This is a genomic window from Naasia lichenicola (assembly GCF_004801885.1).
In the GTDB taxonomy this organism is placed as follows: Bacteria; Actinomycetota; Actinomycetes; order Actinomycetales; family Microbacteriaceae; genus Naasia; species Naasia lichenicola.
Genome location: NZ_SSSM01000001.1, coordinates 882489 through 898260, shown reverse-complemented (window position 1 = coordinate 898260; position 15772 = coordinate 882489). Strand labels below are relative to the sequence as shown.

Genomic DNA, 15772 nt, shown 5'->3' with positions numbered 1-15772 from the left:
CGGGCGCCGTGCACTGGGGCACGACCGAGATGCTGCTCAGTCAGCTCGGCATCGCCTCGATCGACGAACTGCCCCCGCTCTCTCCACTGCTCGCCGATGCCGACGGGATCACCGATGTCCTCTGACCGAACCGCCTCACCCCCCGCTCCGCCGTCGGCGTCCGACGGCGAACTCGCCGACGGTCCCTCCGGCGTCCGCCTGCAGAAGGTCCTCGCCGCTGCGGGTGTCGCCTCGCGTCGCGTCTGCGAGGACATGATCGGCGCGGGCCGGATCTCGGTCAACGGCACGATCGTGACCGAGCTCGGACGCCGGATCGATCCCGAGAACGACCTCGTGGCGGTCGACGGCGTGGCCGTGCAGCTCGACACCACGCGCCGCTACGTCATGCTGAACAAGCCGACCGGCATCGTCAGCTCGCTGCGCGACGAGCAGGACCGTCCCGACCTGCGCCGATTCACGGATCGCTACGAGGGGCGCCTGTTCAACGTGGGCCGGCTCGACTCGGACACCTCGGGGCTGCTGCTGCTCACCAATGACGGCGCCCTCGCGCACACCCTCGCCCACCCCTCGTTCGGCGTCTCCAAGACCTACATCGCCCTCGTCCGCGGGCGTGTGGCGCCCAAGGCCATCGCCCAGCTGACGGCGGGCATCGAGCTCGACGACGGCCCGATCGCCGCGGACCGCGCCCGACTCCTGCCCGATTCGCGGCAGAACGCCGAGCGCAGCCTGGTCGAGATCACCCTGCACTCCGGCCGGAACCGCGTCGTCCGGCGGATGCTGGATGCGGTCGGACATCCGGTCGTCGAGCTGGTGCGGCGCCAATTCGGCCCCCTGCACCTCGGATCGCTGGCCGTGGGCGAGCTGCGCGATCTCACTAAGGTAGAACTCGGCCAGCTGCTGACCCTGTCGCGGGGGAGCAGCTCCGCCCCGTGATCGCCGCCCGGCAGGAGACCTGAGTGACCGCCCGTACTGCCGGCCCCGTCCTCATCGTGGGCAGCGGGCTCCTCGGCGCCAGCATCGGCCACGCGCTTCGAGCCCTCGATGTCGACGTCGCCCTCGAGGACTCCTCGCCCTCCACCCTCGATCTCGCCATCGACTACGGCGCCGGTCGACGCGCCGAGTCGGATGAGAAGCCGGCCCTCGTGGTGGTCGCGGTGCCGCCCGATCAGCTGGCCGCCGTCATCGGCGCCGCACTCGTGCGTTTCCCCGACGCGCTGGTCACCGATGTCGGAAGCGTGAAGGTCTCGCCGCTGGCCGAGCTGGTCGAGAACGGAGCGCCCATCGAGCGCTACCTCGGCTCCCATCCGCTCGCCGGACGCGAACGCGGCGGAGCCATCTCGGCGCGCGCCGACATATTCCTGGGCAGACCGTGGGTGATCACGCCCCACGCGCAGACCACGTCGGCTCAGATCCACGCGATCGAGGCGCTCGTGCTCGACGTCGGCGCTGCACCGGTCCAGCTCAGCCCCGAGGAGCACGACCACAGCGTCGCGCTCATCTCGCACGTCCCGCAGCTCGTCGCCTCGCTGATGGCAGCGCGCCTGGTGGATGCGCCGTCCGCGGCGGTCGCCATCGCCGGACAGGGCGTGCGGGATGTCACCCGCGTGGCCGCCAGCAGCCCCGAGCTGTGGGTGCAGATCCTCACCGCCAACGCCGCGCAGGTCGGTCCTGTGCTGTCCGCCATCCGCGACGACCTGGCGACCCTCGAGGCCGCGATCGTCGCCCACGGTGCTCCCGGCGCGAGGCGGACCATCGCCGAGCTGCTGCGCTCCGGCAACACGGGCGTAGCTCGGCTGCCGGGCAAGCACGGCGGCGACGCCCGCTTCGCTCAGCTGGTGGTGCTCATCGACGACCGCCCCGGCCAGATCGCGAAGCTGCTCACCGAGGTCGGAGAGCTGGGAGTGAACCTCGAGGACCTGCGGCTCGAGCATTCGCCTGGCGCTCAGATCGGCATCGTCGAACTGTCCATCGTGCCCGAGGCACGCGACCGGCTCGAAGAGGAGCTCACGACACGAGGCTGGAGGATCGCCGGATGAGCGCCCACGAATCGACCCAGGAATCGACCCGAGAAGCGACTCAGGAGTCCGCACCGGTTTCGACGGGCGCGTCGCGCGCTTCGCTCGGCCACTGGACGCGGGTGGTCGTCGCCATCGACGGACCGGCCGGCAGCGGCAAGTCGAGCGTGAGCCGCGCCGCGGCGCGCGCGCTCGGCTACGAGTTCCTCGACACGGGAGCCGGCTACCGCTCGCTCGCCTGGCTCGGCCTGGAGCGGGGCACCGACCTGGAGGACCCTGAGGCAGTCGTCGGGCTCCTCGACGGCTTCGACTACGCCATCGGCACCGACCCCGACGACGTCCGCGTGCGCGTGGGCGACGTCGATGTGACGGCAGCCATCCGCGAGCCGCGAGTCAGCGGCGCCGTGAGCTCGATCGCCCGGGTGCCGCAGGTGCGGGTGCACCTCAACGATCTCTTCCGCAGCCTGCTCGACGCCCCCGGACGACCGGGGATAGTGGCCGAGGGGCGTGATATCACCACCGTCGTGGCCCCCGACGCCCCCGTGCGGATCCTGCTCACGGCCGACGAGATGGCGCGCCTCGCCCGCCGCGCGGGAGAGCTCGACGGGCAGTCCGACGCCGATGTCGCGAGGCAGGTTCTCGAGCGCGACCGACGCGACTCCCAGGTGGTCGACTTCATGACGGCCGCTGACGGAGTGCTCACTCTCGACTCGACCCAACTCACCTTCGACGAGACTATCGACGCGGTCGTCTCCCTGATCAGAGCTGCAATCGACTGATTTCGACGCCGGCTGGCGCTCGGCGCATCGGCGTGTCGGCGCTGACATTTCACCCCCGTGGGGGTGGTCTCCGACGGACCCCGCCGCCTAGCATGAAATCAATGGAGCCAGCGGCATGGACGACACCGTGACGACTCCCGACGCCGAGCGGGTCGTTGACACGGCAGCCGTCAGCGTGCCGCTTCGAGGCAGATACCACCTCGTCCAGCGCATCGGCCGCGGGGGCATGGCCACCGTCTGGCGGGCCCACGACGAGGCTCTCGATCGCGACGTCGCGATCAAGGTGTTCGCGCCGGGAGAGATCGGCTCCGAGGACATCCGCAAGCAGGAGGCGGAGGCCAAGATGGTCGCCCACCTCTCCCATCACGGCATCGTCACCCTCCTCGATGCGGGTGTCGATCACGCGGACCGACTGCGTCCGCGCATCTACCTGGTGATGGAGCTCGTCGAGGGGGTCGACCTCAAGCGCGCGCTCGAGGCGGGTCCGATGCCGCTCAAGGACATCGCCTACATCGGCCACGACCTCGCCGAGGCGCTGGAGTACGTGCACCACCAGGGCGTCGTGCACCGCGACATCAAGCCGGCCAACGTCATGACCATCGATTACGGCGGATGGAATAGCCGGCCCCGTGGCAAGCTGACCGACTTCGGGATCGCCATGCCGCTCGACCGCGTCGTGGGCGACGAGAACGGCACGACAACCGGCACCGCCGCCTACCTGAGTCCCGAGCAGGCCAATCTGCAGCCTGCCGTGCCGGCCAGCGACATCTACTCGCTTGGACTCGTCCTGCTCGAATGCTTCACCCGGACCGTCGCCTTCCCCGGCGACGCCGTCGGCTCCGCCGTCGCCCGGCTGCTCAACGATCCATACATCCCCGAGGATCTCGATCCCGACTGGCGGCTGCTGCTCAAGGCGATGACCGCGCGCGATCCCGCCGAGCGGCCGACCGCCAGCGAGGCGATGATCGCCCTGCGCGACCTGGTGATAGCCGCCATCAGCGGTCGTCACCGCACCAAGGAGCAGAGCGCCGGAGCGATCGAGGCCACCGAGGCCACTCGGATGGCCGCGGTCCGCGATCTCGGCATCCTCGACACTCCCCGTGAGGAGCGGTTCGACCGGATCACCTCGCTGGCCGCCCGAGTGCTGGCGACCCCCATCGCGCTGATCACCATCGTCGATGAGCAGCGGATCTGGTTCAAGTCGACGCACGGGCTGGCGCTGGAGCAGATCACCCGCGATCCCGGTCTGTGCTCGTCGGCCATCCTTCAGGACGACCCGTGGATCATCGAGGACGCACGCCGCGACGCACGCGCCTCCTCCAATCCGCTCGTCGCCGGAGAATTCGGCCTGCAGTTCTACGCGGGCGCCCCCATCATGGCCCCCAGCGGAGAGCGGATCGGCACCCTGTGCGTGCTCGATTTCGCGCCCCGCGCGATCACCGAGGACGAGGTGGCCACGCTGGTCGACCTGGCCGCGATGGCGTCGAGCGAGCTCGTGATCCGGGAGGCGGCCAGGAGCGCCTCACGCTCCTCGGTGATCGCCAGCGCCTGAGGCCGTTCGTGCAGGAATAGCCCCTGCGCCGCCGCGACGGCGGTCCTACGGCAGACTAGGGGCACCATGATTGACGACGACCGCGACTACGACACCTCTGACGACGACCTCGCGGCCCGTCTCGCCTCCCTCGACGACGACGCTGCTGCCGGCCGCGCGGCCAGCCTGCGGATCGGGCTCGGGGACTACGACCTCGACGACGAGGACCTCGACATCCTCGACCAGTCGGTCGAAGACCCCGACGAGGTCCGGTATCTCCCGGCCCTTCCCGTGCTCGCGATCGTCGGACGGCCGAACGTCGGCAAGTCGGCGCTCGTCAACCGCATCCTCGGGCGTCGCGAGGCAGTCGTCGAGGACACCCCCGGAGTCACCCGGGACCGCGTCTCGTACCGCTCGGAGTGGAACTCCCGCTTCTTCACCCTCGTCGACACCGGCGGCTGGGAGCCTGACGCCAAGGGCATCGACGCGTCCGTCGCCGCGCAGGCCGAGGTGGCGGTCGACCTCGCCGACGCCGTGCTGTTCGTCGTCGACGCCATCGTCGGCGCCACCTCGACCGACGAGCGGGTCGTGAAGATGCTCCGTCAGAGCGGCAAGCCAGTGATGCTCGTCGCGAACAAGGTCGATGACGCCGTCCAGGAGCCGCTCGTCGCCGAGCTCTGGTCGCTCGGCCTCGGTGAGCCGCACCCCGTCTCGGCCCTGCACGGCCGCGGCGTCGCCGACCTCCTCGACACCGCTCTGCGCGTGCTGCCCGAGGTGTCGGCCGTCGCGAAGGAGGAGGTCAACGGGCCGCGCCGCGTGGCGATCCTGGGGCGCCCGAACGTCGGCAAGTCCAGCCTGCTCAACAAGACGGCGGGGGAGGAGCGGGTCGTCGTGAACGAGATGGCCGGCACCACCCGCGATCCCGTCGACGAGCAGGTCGAGCTGGGCGGCAAGGTCTGGCGGTTCGTCGACACCGCCGGCATCCGCCGCCGCGTGCACCTGCAGCAGGGCGCCGACTTCTACGCATCGCTGCGCACCACGGCCGCGTTGGAGAAGGCGGAGGTCGCTGTGGTCGTGCTCGATGTCAGCGAGCCGATCAGCGAGCAGGACGTTCGGATCATCGACCTGGTCCTCGAGTCGGGGCGCGCGCTCGTGCTCGCGTTCAACAAGTGGGACCTGCTCGACGACGACCGTCGCCGCTACCTCGAGCGGGAGATCGAGCAGGACCTCGCTCACGTCGCCTGGGCGCCGCGGGTCAACATCTCCGCCCGCACCGGCCGGCACCTCGAGAAGCTGGTGCCCGCCCTCGAGCTGGCTCTGGAGAGCTGGGACACCCGGATCGCCACCGGCAAGTTCAACGCCTTCCTCGCCGAGCTCGTGGCCGCGCATCCGCACCCGGTGCGCAGCGGCAAGCAGCCGCGCATCCTGTTCGGCACCCAGGCCTCGACCCGTCCGCCGACCTTCGTGCTGTTCACGACCGGCTTCCTCGACCCGGGCTATCGCCGCTACATCCAGCGACGGCTGCGGGAGATCTACGGCTTCGAGGGCACCCCGATCCAACTCAACATGCGGGTCCGCGAGCGCCGCAAGCGCACCTAGACCCCGGACTTCACTCGGTGGCTGAGGAGGCCCCGCCGAAGGCAGGCCGTCTCGAAGCCCGGTTGCCGGAGAACGAGGCGGCCGGGCTTCGACGCGGACGCTTCGCGTCCGGCTCAGCCACCGATGGTCATTCGACGCGTCAGTCCTTCGGACCGCCGGCGACGTAGAGGACCTGGCCCGAGACGAACGACGCAGCATCCGAGCAGAAGAACGAGGCCGCGGCAGCGATGTCGGCAGGCTGGCCGACGCGGCCGACCGGGATCTCCTTGGCTGCGCCCGCCAGGAAGTCCTCGAACGGCACTCCGATCCGCTCGGCGGTGGCGCGGAGCATGTCGGTCGCGATGAATCCCGGCGCGATCGCGTTGGCCGTGACGTTGTAGCGCCCGAGCTCGATCGCGAGCGTCTTGGTGAAGCCCTGCATCCCCGCTTTCGCGGCCGAGTAGTTCGCCTGGCCGCGATTGCCGAGCGCCGAGGTGCTCGACAGGTTGACGATCCGCCCCCACTTCGCGGCGACCTGATGCGCCTGGACCGCACGCGTCATGAGGAAGGCGCCGCGCAGATGGACCCCGAGCACGGCGTCCCAGTCGTCCTCGGTCATCTTGAAGATGAGATTGTCGCGCAGGATGCCGGCGTTGTTCACGAGCACCGTCGGCGCCCCGAGCTCGGCTGCGACGCGACCGATGGCACCTTCGACGGCGGCGGCATCAGAGACATCGGCGCCGATGCCGATCGCCCGTGCACCGGTGGCGCGGATGGCTGAGACCGTATCGGCGGTGGCGGACTCGTCGAGGTCGATCACGGCGACGTCCAACCCGTCCTCCGCCAGCCGGACGGCGATCGCGGCGCCGATCCCACGGGCTGCTCCGGTGACGACGGCGACGCGTTCACGACTTGTTCTCTCGGGCATGCAGGGAGCGTAGTACCCGGGAATCAAGTCGGCGTGAGTAGCGTTGCACCCACTATGCCAACCACGACTCTCACCAAGGACACCCACGACGACGCCATCGCCGACGGCATCGTCCTCATCGACTTCTGGGCCGCCTGGTGCGGACCGTGTCGCCAGTTCGGTCCGATCTTCGAGGACCAGAGCGAGAAGAACCCCGACATCACCTTCGCGAAGGTGGACACCGACGCCGAGCAGGACCTCGCAGGGGAGTACGGGATCCGCTCGATCCCGACCCTCGTCGTCTACCGCGACGGCATCCCGGTCTTCGGCCAGCCCGGCGCACTCCCGGCCCCCGCACTCGAGCAGCTCATCGAGCAGGTCCGCGGCCTCGACATGGATGACGTCCGCGAGAAGTACGCCGCCGCCAAGGCAGCTCAGTAGGACCTCGCCTTCGGGCACACGAAAGGCGCACGGGCACGCGGAACTCCGCGTGCCCGTGCGCTTTTGACGTGCCCCGGCGGATGCTAGGCCGTGATGCGCTCCGCGTACACGATGCGGTTCGACACGTAGCTCGCGGCCGCCGTGTCACGAAGCGCCTTCCTCTCGGTGGCTGAGCCGGGCGCTTCGCGCCCGTGTCGAAGCCCACGCGAGCGGACCCGAGAACTCACCTCTATCAATAGTTGAAACTTGCCTCCGATCAGCCTGAATAGGCCCTTCCGATGTCGGTGGCTGGTGGTTGAGTGCAGGTATGGACGAGATGGCGGACAGCGGCTGGGATGACGCTCATCTCGCCCTGCTCGCCGACGACTTCGTCACCCCCGTGCAGGAGAGCGACGAGGAATTCTTCGTCTGGCTGGAGTCAAACCCCTTCCCGGTCGATGACCCGACCGACGAGGCAGTCGAGGTAGCCCCGCGTCGTCGGCGTCAGCAGTTCCTCGAGGGCATCAACCTCCTCAAGCTCGACGAGCAAGCCCTTCAGGTCGAGCGGATCAAGTGGATCGCAGCCGAGGCGGCAACCTACGCCCGGCAGGCTCCGAACCCGATCCAGGAGAACATCCAGGACCGGGTGTTCATCGCCGAGGTCGCGTTGACGTTGGGGTTGACGGAGTACAGCGCTCAGGCGTTGATCGCGCGGGCGAAGATCCTCACCACCGACCGCCGCGCCACCCTCGCCGCCGTCGATTGCGGCCGGATCACCCTCCGGCACGCGGAGTACATCGCCGACGAAGGGGCCGGGCTTACCGACGACCTCGGCACCCGCTTCGAGCGGGCTGCGCTGATCATGGCCGAGGGCATGACCCCGGCGAAGCTGAAGAGCGAACTCGGCAAGCTCCGCGAGCGCCTGCAGCCTGAGGACTCCGCCGAGCGGCACGCCGACGCGCTCCTCGACCGTCAGGTGCGGATCGCCCCGAACCGCGACGGAATGGGTGAGCTCTGGGCAAGCCTCTCGGGTGAGGACACGGTCGCGATCGACGCGAAGCTCGACGCCTGCGTCCGCTCCATCAAGAACGCCGGCGGAGAAGACGGCCGCACCGCCGCCCAGCTTCGCGCGGACGTCCTGGTCGACCTGATCCTCAACGACGAGTCCGGTGTCCGCAGCATCCGCCCCGTGGTCTTCCTCACCGCACCGGCCGCGACCGCTGTCGGCGGCGATCAGCCTGCCGAGCTGCAGGGCCAGGGTCCTATCGATGCGGACACCGCACGTGCCCTGATCGAGATGGCATCCGGCTTCTATCGCGTACTGGTCAGCCCCACCACCGGCAAGGTCGTCGACATAGACACCAGCGCGCGGCACATCCCGGAATCAGTTCGGCGCCTCGTCACCCTGCGCGACGGAACCTGTCGTTTCCCGGGCTGCAACCGCACCGCGGTCGGCCTGGAGTTGGACCACGTCGAGGACTACGCACGTTCCGGGTACACGGCGGCCGACAACCTGATCGCCCTCTGCCGCAAGCACCACAAGCTTCGCCACCTCGGCAACTGGACGGCCATGCTGCTCGCCGACGGCGACCTCACCTGGACCAGCCCATCCGGCCGGATCGATGTCACCCACCCGGCGAACCCGGTCAGCGTCCCCAAGCCGACGTCCATCCGCAAGAAGGAACGGCCACCGCAACCGCAGGCCCCGCCTCTCTGGGCGGGGTCGGTCTGGAACGTGCCACCGAACAGCGATACTTACACCCGCTTCATCGGACCCCAGCCCTTCTGACCGCTAGGCCTTCAGACCAAAGAGCCGCAGTCCCGCCGCTGACGGTCCGATCCAATCTCGACCTCAGCGGTGGCGCGGCGAACGGCGGCGTGCAGGTAAGCTATCGGAGGTCCTGGGCGCGTCCGCGCGCCACGGATCGGTATCGGGATGTGGCGCAGCTTGGTAGCGCACCTGACTGGGGGTCAGGGGGTCGCAGGTTCAAATCCTGTCATCCCGACAGATAAGCCCTGGTAGAAGGAAACTTCTACCGGGGCTTTCTTCGTTCCCGACCGCCTCGCCCGCTCTTTGAAGTTTCCGAAGCGTCGCGGGGTCAGCCGGGAACGGACTCAGGGTGTCTGCGCGCGGTGACCCGACCCTGCGGCCGTTGGCCCGGATCGGATCGCGTGGCAGAGTCCACGACTGTGAACCCAGCCGTGTCGAGAAGGTCAGTCAGCGCCTGCACCGACCATGAGTAGGCGGTGATCACGCTGTGGTCGAAGGCGACTCCCGCCGGTCCGTCGACGAATCCGATCACGAGGCTGCCGCCCGGCCGCAGGCAGCGCGCGAACTCCTCGAGGGGGCGGCCGATCATGTCGGGAGCGGTGTGGATGAGCGAGTACCAGGCGAGGATCCCTCCGACGCTCGCCTTCTCGACTTGAAGGTCCTCGGCGCGACCCACTCGGTAGCGCGACTCCGGGTAGCGGGTCCTGGCTCCTTCGATGAACACCGCGACCGGGTCGATTCCCTCGACGGCGGCTCCCCGCTCGTGCAGATGACTCGTCCACTGTCCAGGTCCGCAGCCGACATCGAGGATCGGGCCGTCGATTGCATTCGCCCACGCGTCGATGTAGGCGACGTCGCGTGAATCGGCGTGCTCGATGCTGCCCACCACGTCGATGTACTCCGTCGCGCGAGCGGTATAGGCGTCACGCACCTGATCGATCGTCACGCCACCCCCCCCCGACTCGGCATTCTGGCGACGTCAGGCTCGCAGGACCTTCTCCATCTTCTTCCCCTTCGCCAGCTCGTCGACGAGCTTGTCGAGATAGCGGATGCGCTGCATGAGCGGATCGTCGATCTGCTCGACTCGGACGCCGCAGATGACGCCGGTGATGAGGGAAGCCTTCGGATTGACCTCGGCGTCGGCGAAGAAGCCTCGAAGCTGGTGCCCTCGTCGAGATGACCCTGGAGGGCGGCCTCATCGAAGCCGGTCAGCCACTCGATGACCCGATCCAGCTCGCCCTGGGTGCGGCCCTTGCGCTCGAGTTTGGCGACGTAGAGGGGGTACACCGACGAGAAGCTCGTGCCGAAGATCCTGCTCACGTCACGAATGTACTGCTCGGGTCGGACAGCGCAACGGACGGAGATCCAGCCCGCCGACCCCCTGTCTCATGCACGAAGCGGTCACGGAGACAAGGGGTTTCGGCCGCATCTCAGAGGAACGTAGGAATGGTGGGAACACGGGGAGGCACCAGGTAGTTCACCTATGTGAGCTATACGCTGGGTATATAGCCCAGCTATGCGAGCCCGAGCTGTCCTCAAAAGGAGCATCAATTGTCCGACCTCAAGACCGACCAGATCGCGGACCAGATCACGGACTCGAGCGCGAACTCCGGTACTGGGGAGAGCAAGTGGACCCCCCGGCGTCGCGGCGAGAGCCGGGTGCGGGACATGCGCTGGCACCGAACCTCGTCGACGGATGCGTTCCCCGCCGAGCCCGAGTCGTTCACGGTGAGCGAGCTGCCCTCGCAGTCGTCGTCCGCTCCGACCGCCCGTCACGCGGTCGCCTCGGAGGAGAGCATGCGCTCAGGCGGCGTCAACGAGCTGATGGCTCCGCAGAACAACGTCCAGCGCATCATGTCGACCGGCACCGCCTGGTTCGCCGTCGCGGTGGGATCGACGGCTCTCGCGATCGCTCCACTGGTGTCCTCGGGATGGCGACCCGCCGGTCTGCCCGAGCCCATCCAGATCCTCTGGTGGGTCGGCGCGCTGGTCGTCACGCTGAGCATCGGGCTGATCGGCTGGTCGGGCTGCCCGATCCTCGAGGTGGACGTTCCCACCGCCGACCGCAACAAGACACGCACGATGCAGGTCGGGACCATGCTCTTCATCCTCGGCGGGGCGGCTTCCCTGCTCGCGGTGCTGCTCGGCCCGGTCCAGTAGCCCGAGCGCACGGCTCCAGCTGCGTCCTGCCTGGGGGCGACGGTCCCGGGGAATCCATGCTGTGTTTCGTTGCGTGACGCCCCAAATGGGACGCCGACGGAGCCCTGGTTAGCCTCGAACAAGCCGAGGAACCGTCCGCCCCTGTGCCACTGCGCACCGGTCCTGGATGGTCTCCTGGCGTGCACAGCGTCCACCGCGGCCGCGATCCCCGTCAGCAGGGACGCGCGCTGTCGAATTCCCAGAAGAGGCCCGCATGACGAAGTTCCGCACCGTGCTGATCGGAGCTGCCACGGCAGCCCTGCTCCTGACCACCGCCGCCTGCAGCAGCGGCGCCGACTCGAGCAGCTCCGCGACCGGTTCCGACAGCACCTCATCGGCGGCCCCGTCGAAGACCGACATCAAGATCGGCTTCAACCCCGGCCCCTACAAGGAGATGTTCGAGGGAGGCATCCTGCCGATCCTCGAGGCGCAGGGCTTCGACGTCGAGGAGGTCGACTTCACGGACGGCATCGTGGTCAACGCGGCCGTGGACTCCGGCGAGATCGACGCCAACATCATGCAGCACCCCGTCTACATGGACTTCGTCAATGCCCAGGAGGGCATCGACAACGCGGCGCTCGTGCAGGTGCCGACGCCCAAGATGGGCCTGTTCGGCGGCAAGCTCTCCTCGCTCGACGACGTCAAAGACGGCTCCACGGTCACCGTGCCGAACGCGCCGTCGAACCTCTACCGCGCTCTGCTGATCCTCCGCGACACCGGCTGGATCGACTTCGAGGACGTCGACGACCCCAACACGGCGGACCTGTCGATCATCACGAAGAACGTGCACAACCTGAACATCACGCCGATCGAGAACGCCCAGCAGGTGCCTGCTCTGCAGGACGTCGACTACGCCGTCATCCAGGGCAACTTCATCGTCTCGGGCGGCCTCGACTACGACGACGCCCTCGCCGTCGAGGATCAGCCGACGGAGTTCTCGAACATCGTCGCTGTCCGCTCGGCCGACGTCGACTCCGACTGGGCGCAGGCCGTCAAGGCGGCGTACGAGTCGCAGGACTTCATCGACTACATCTCGGGGGACGCCGCCTATGACGGCTACCAGCTTCCCGAATGGTTCAGTTGAGCTCTCGACAGCAGAGCGTCTCGACCCAGGCCCGCGCCGGCTCGGATGAAGGACGGATCGTCTTCGAGGGCGTCTCGAAGACGTTCACGCGAGGGGTCGCCCAGACGGCGGCCCTTCGCGGCGTTCAGCTCGAAGTGGCGCCGGGTTCGATCTTCGGCGTGATCGGCTACAGCGGAGCCGGCAAGTCGACCCTGATCCGGCTCGTCAACGGCCTGGAGAAGCCGACCTCCGGCCGGGTTCTGGTCGACGGCATCGACATCGGCGCGCTCAGTGGACGCGGACTCCGCGACGCGCAGAAGCGCACTGGGATGATCTTCCAGCAGTTCAACCTCCTCGAGACCGTCCGCGTGCGCGACAACGTGGCCATGCCGCTGCGCCTCGACGGAATCTCCCAGGCTGCCGCGCGCACGAGAGCTGACGAGGTACTCGACTTCGTGGGCCTGTCCGCCAAGGCGGACAGCTTCGCGGGCGAGCTCTCGGGTGGGCAGAAGCAGCGCGTCGGCATCGCGCGCGCCCTCGTGCGCAATCCGCGCATCCTGCTCTCCGACGAGGCCACGAGCGCCCTCGATCCCACGACCACCACCCAGATCATCGACCTGCTCCGCAGCATCAACCGGGAGTACGGCACGACGATCCTCGTGGTGACCCACGAGATGGATGTCATCAAGGACCTCGCAGACGAGGTCGCGGTCATGGCCGACGGGGAGGTCGTCGAGCAGGGCTCCGTGCTCGACACCTTCCTGCATCCGCGGACCGCGATCACGCGGGACTTCGTCACCACGGTGGTGCCTCAGGGCCTCCCCGACAGAGTGCTCGCCCATCTCGGCGGCGAGGGGCTCTGGAGGCTGCTGCTCGTGGACGACGAGGTCACCCAGCCCCTGATCTCCGACCTCATCACCGGGCTCGGCGTCTCGGTCAACATGCTGCACGCCGACATGACGGAGATCCAGGAGCACACCGTGGGCCAGATGATCATCAAGGTGACCGGCCCCGCCGAGAAGGTCACGGCAGCGCGTGCCTTCCTCGCCGAGCGCGTCGTGCACATCGAGGAGGTCGCCCAGTGAACCACGACAGATGGACCCTGATCACGCCGGACCTGTTCGGCACGGCGCTCCTGCAGACCCTTCAGATGCTCGGCGTCGCCCTGGTGCTCGGATCGATCCTCGGCGTCGCGATCGGCGCCGTGCTCGCGCTCACCCGTCAGGGCGGAGTGCTCGAGAACCGGCCGGTGAGCATCATCCTGGCGGCCGTCGTGAACGTGCTGCGATCGCTGCCGTTCATCATCCTGCTCTTCGCGATCATCCCCTTCACCCGCCTGGTGGTCGGCACAAGCATCGGCGTGGCCGCCGCGATCGTGCCCCTCACGGTGATGATCGCCCCCTACATCGGGCGACTCGTCGAAAACTCGCTGCTCGAGGTGCCCCGTGGGGTGATCGAGGCGGCGCGGTCCATGGGGGCAACGCCGTGGCAGATCTTCACCCGCTTCATGCTGCCCGAGGCGCGCGGATCGCTGATCCTCGCGGTGACCATCGCCTCGGTCGGCCTGCTCGATGCCACTGCCATGGCAGGCACGGTCGGCGCGGGCGGCATCGGCGACCTGGCCGTCTCCTACGGCTATCAGCGGTATGACGGCTTCGCCATGCTGATCACCGTGATCACTCTCGTCATCATCGTCCAGGGCATCCAGTTCCTTGGCACGAATGTCGCCCGACGGTACAGGAGGCGATGAGGATGGCGGTCTTCGGACCATCGCAGCGGGCGGCCGCACTGCCGCCGAATTTCTTCGGCACCATGGATCTCGAGATCCTGCGTCTGTCCGCCCAGCCCGGCCCGCGGATGATCGACGTGTCAAAGGGCAACCCCGATCTGCCGACCCCGTCGCACATCGTCGCGGCGATGCAGCGCGAGGTAGCCGAGCCGATTAATCACCGCTACCCGTCCTACGCCGGACGAGCGAGTCTCCGCGAGGCGATCGCCCTGCGCTACCGCGACGACCATGGGGTCGAGATCGACCCCGACCACCAGGTGGCGATCTTCCACGGCTCGCACGAGGGCATCATGGCGGCGATCCTCGCGCTGACCGATCCCGACACGAACGTCGTCCTGCCCGATCCCGGCTACCCGATGTACACGTCGGCGGTCGGACTCGCGGGCGGCCGGACAATCGCCCTGCCGCTGCTCGAGCCCGACTACCAGCCCGACTACGCGGCCGTGGATGCGGTGGATGAGGCTCGCGTGCTGCTGCTCAACTACCCGAACAACCCCACCGGTGCGCTCGCGAGCCGCGTGACGTTCGAAGGCGCGATCACGTTCGCCGAGCGGGCCGGTGCAGCCTTCCTGCACGATTTCGCGTACTCGTCGCTCGGCTTCGACGGTCGGGCGCCGCTCTCTGCCCTTGCTGTCGACACCGATCTCGACGTCACCGTCGAGGTGCAGACGCTGTCGAAGACCTACAGCATGGCCGGATGGCGCGTGGGCTTCGCGGCCGGCAACACCTCGATCATCGCCGCCATGAAGAAGTATCAGGCGCATGCGTTCAGCACCATGTTCGGTGCATCGCAGGAGGCGGCGGCAGTCGCGCTGTCCGGCGATCAGACCGTCGCCTCGGACCTCGTGGAGGTCTATCAGCGGCGACGCGACCTCGTCGTCGACGGATTGCGCGCGATCGGCTGGGACGTTCACGCGCCTGCAGGAACGTTCTTCGTCTGGGTGCGCATCCCCGGCGGCGGCGACGCGGTCGAGTTCGCCGGCCGCCTGCGCGAGGAGCAGCGGGTGGCCGTCGCTCCGGGGAACGGCTTCGGGCCGCGGGGGAGCGGGCACATCCGCCTCGGCCTCGTCCGCGACGAGGCCGATCTGCAGGAGCTGATCGAGCGCCTCGACACCTTCAGCCGGTCTCTGAGCCCGGGCAGCCGAACCACACGATGAAGAGGAACTGATGGCCGAGATCGAGAGCTTCACCCTGGACCACACCGCCGTGCTGGCACCGTACGTGCGCCAAATCGGCGTGGAGCACGGCCCGGGCGGCGGGACGATCACCAACTTCGATGTGCGCCTGGTGCAGCCGAACGTGCAGGAGATCCCGACGGGCGGACTGCACACCCTCGAGCACATGCTCGCCGGGCTGCTCCGCGACCGGATCGACGGCGTGATCGACATCTCGCCGTTCGGCTGCCGCACCGGTTTCCACCTGCTGATGTGGGGCGAGCCCGAGATCGCCGACGTGGTCGCCGCCCTCGCCGGCAGCCTGAGCTTCATCGCGGAGGAGGCGGCCGAATCGGACATCCCCGGCGTCTCGGCGCTGGAGTGCGGAAACTACCGCGATCACTCCCTGCATTCGGCCCGCGAGTGGGCCGCCGTCGTCCTGGACCGCGGCATCAGCCTGGACGCCTTCGAACGCGTCGGCGTCTGACTCGAACGGGACCCAGCGGATCTCGTTGGTCGAGTAGACGCGCCAGCGCCGTATCGAGGCCGGCCCTTCCACGTCAAGG

Annotated in this window: 15 protein-coding genes, 1 tRNA gene and 1 pseudogene; 14 read left to right on the top strand and 3 right to left on the bottom strand. The window is 68.5% G+C overall.

Features of this window, described 5'->3' with window-relative positions; genetic code table 11:
* Nucleotides 1–114 precede the first annotated feature (114 nt).
* From E6C64_RS04240 to der, 5 genes are all read left to right on the top strand, one after another.
* A complete protein-coding gene (locus E6C64_RS04240; protein ID WP_136426332.1) occupies nucleotides 115–933 on the top strand; it encodes a pseudouridine synthase in 819 nt (272 codons plus the stop codon).
* A 23-nt stretch (nucleotides 934–956) separates the two neighbouring features.
* On the top strand, nucleotides 957–2036 hold the full coding sequence (locus E6C64_RS04235) for a prephenate dehydrogenase (RefSeq protein WP_136426331.1): 1080 nt from the start codon (nucleotides 957–959) through the stop codon (nucleotides 2034–2036).
* Entirely contained in the window at nucleotides 2033–2794 is a 762-nt protein-coding gene (cmk, locus tag E6C64_RS04230; RefSeq protein ID WP_136426330.1) for a (d)CMP kinase, read from the top strand. The genes E6C64_RS04235 and cmk overlap by 4 nt, the downstream gene beginning before the upstream one ends.
* A gap of 115 nt (nucleotides 2795–2909) precedes the next feature.
* Nucleotides 2910–4346 carry a protein kinase domain-containing protein gene (locus E6C64_RS04225; RefSeq protein WP_136426329.1) on the top strand — a complete coding sequence of 479 codons (1437 nt, stop codon included), beginning with the start codon at nucleotides 2910–2912 and terminating at the stop codon, nucleotides 4344–4346.
* Between the two features lie 66 nt (nucleotides 4347–4412).
* Nucleotides 4413–5924, top strand: coding sequence for a ribosome biogenesis GTPase Der (gene der / locus E6C64_RS04220; protein WP_136426328.1), 1512 nt, complete (start codon nucleotides 4413–4415; stop codon nucleotides 5922–5924).
* Between the two features lie 139 nt (nucleotides 5925–6063).
* Here der and fabG read toward each other — a convergent pair whose 3' ends face one another.
* A complete protein-coding gene (gene fabG / locus E6C64_RS04215) occupies nucleotides 6064–6831 on the bottom strand; it encodes a 3-oxoacyl-ACP reductase FabG (protein ID WP_136426327.1) in 768 nt (255 codons plus the stop codon).
* 54 nt (nucleotides 6832–6885) lie between these two features.
* On the opposite strand from fabG, the gene trxA reads away from it, so the two are divergent.
* From trxA to E6C64_RS04200, 3 genes are all read left to right on the top strand, one after another.
* A complete protein-coding gene (gene trxA, locus E6C64_RS04210; RefSeq protein ID WP_136426326.1) occupies nucleotides 6886–7251 on the top strand; it encodes a thioredoxin in 366 nt (121 codons plus the stop codon).
* Nucleotides 7252–7558: 307 nt separating this feature from the next.
* Nucleotides 7559–9019: an HNH endonuclease signature motif containing protein gene (locus tag E6C64_RS04205; RefSeq protein WP_136426325.1), complete on the top strand. Its 1461-nt coding sequence runs from the start codon at nucleotides 7559–7561 to the stop codon at nucleotides 9017–9019.
* 143 nt (nucleotides 9020–9162) lie between these two features.
* Nucleotides 9163–9236, top strand: a tRNA-Pro gene (locus tag E6C64_RS04200).
* A gap of 93 nt (nucleotides 9237–9329) precedes the next feature.
* Here the strand turns inward: E6C64_RS04200 and E6C64_RS04195 are convergent.
* Nucleotides 9330–9947 (bottom strand): class I SAM-dependent methyltransferase, encoded by a 618-nt coding sequence (locus E6C64_RS04195; RefSeq protein ID WP_136426324.1) that lies wholly within the window; start codon nucleotides 9945–9947, stop codon nucleotides 9330–9332.
* Between the two features lie 51 nt (nucleotides 9948–9998).
* A pseudogene (locus tag E6C64_RS04190) lies at nucleotides 9999–10321 on the bottom strand (DUF2200 domain-containing protein); the annotation flags it as partial.
* 231 nt (nucleotides 10322–10552) lie between these two features.
* Between E6C64_RS04190 and E6C64_RS04185 the strand changes: the two are divergent.
* The 6 genes from E6C64_RS04185 (at nucleotide 10553) to E6C64_RS04160 (ending at nucleotide 15693) form a co-directional block, all read left to right on the top strand.
* Nucleotides 10553–11161 (top strand): hypothetical protein, encoded by a 609-nt coding sequence (locus E6C64_RS04185; protein WP_136426323.1) that lies wholly within the window; start codon nucleotides 10553–10555, stop codon nucleotides 11159–11161.
* A gap of 253 nt (nucleotides 11162–11414) precedes the next feature.
* Nucleotides 11415–12284 (top strand): MetQ/NlpA family ABC transporter substrate-binding protein, encoded by an 870-nt coding sequence (locus E6C64_RS04180; protein ID WP_158437734.1) that lies wholly within the window; start codon nucleotides 11415–11417, stop codon nucleotides 12282–12284.
* Complete coding sequence (locus tag E6C64_RS04175; protein WP_199240943.1) at nucleotides 12281–13348, top strand: methionine ABC transporter ATP-binding protein; 1068 nt, start codon at nucleotides 12281–12283, stop codon at nucleotides 13346–13348. Before E6C64_RS04180 ends, E6C64_RS04175 begins: the two co-directional genes overlap by 4 nt.
* The gene (locus E6C64_RS04170) at nucleotides 13345–14013 is read left to right on the top strand and encodes a methionine ABC transporter permease (protein ID WP_233255440.1); all 669 of its coding nucleotides are present in this window, start codon (nucleotides 13345–13347) and stop codon (nucleotides 14011–14013) included. The genes E6C64_RS04175 and E6C64_RS04170 overlap by 4 nt, the downstream gene beginning before the upstream one ends.
* 2 nt (nucleotides 14014–14015) lie before the next feature.
* Nucleotides 14016–15209, top strand: a complete 1194-nt coding sequence (locus E6C64_RS04165) for an aminotransferase class I/II-fold pyridoxal phosphate-dependent enzyme (RefSeq protein ID WP_158437733.1) — start codon at nucleotides 14016–14018, stop codon at nucleotides 15207–15209.
* A 10-nt stretch (nucleotides 15210–15219) separates the two neighbouring features.
* Entirely contained in the window at nucleotides 15220–15693 is a 474-nt protein-coding gene (locus E6C64_RS04160) for an S-ribosylhomocysteine lyase (RefSeq protein WP_136426319.1), read from the top strand.
* Nucleotides 15694–15772: the final 79 nt, after the last annotated feature.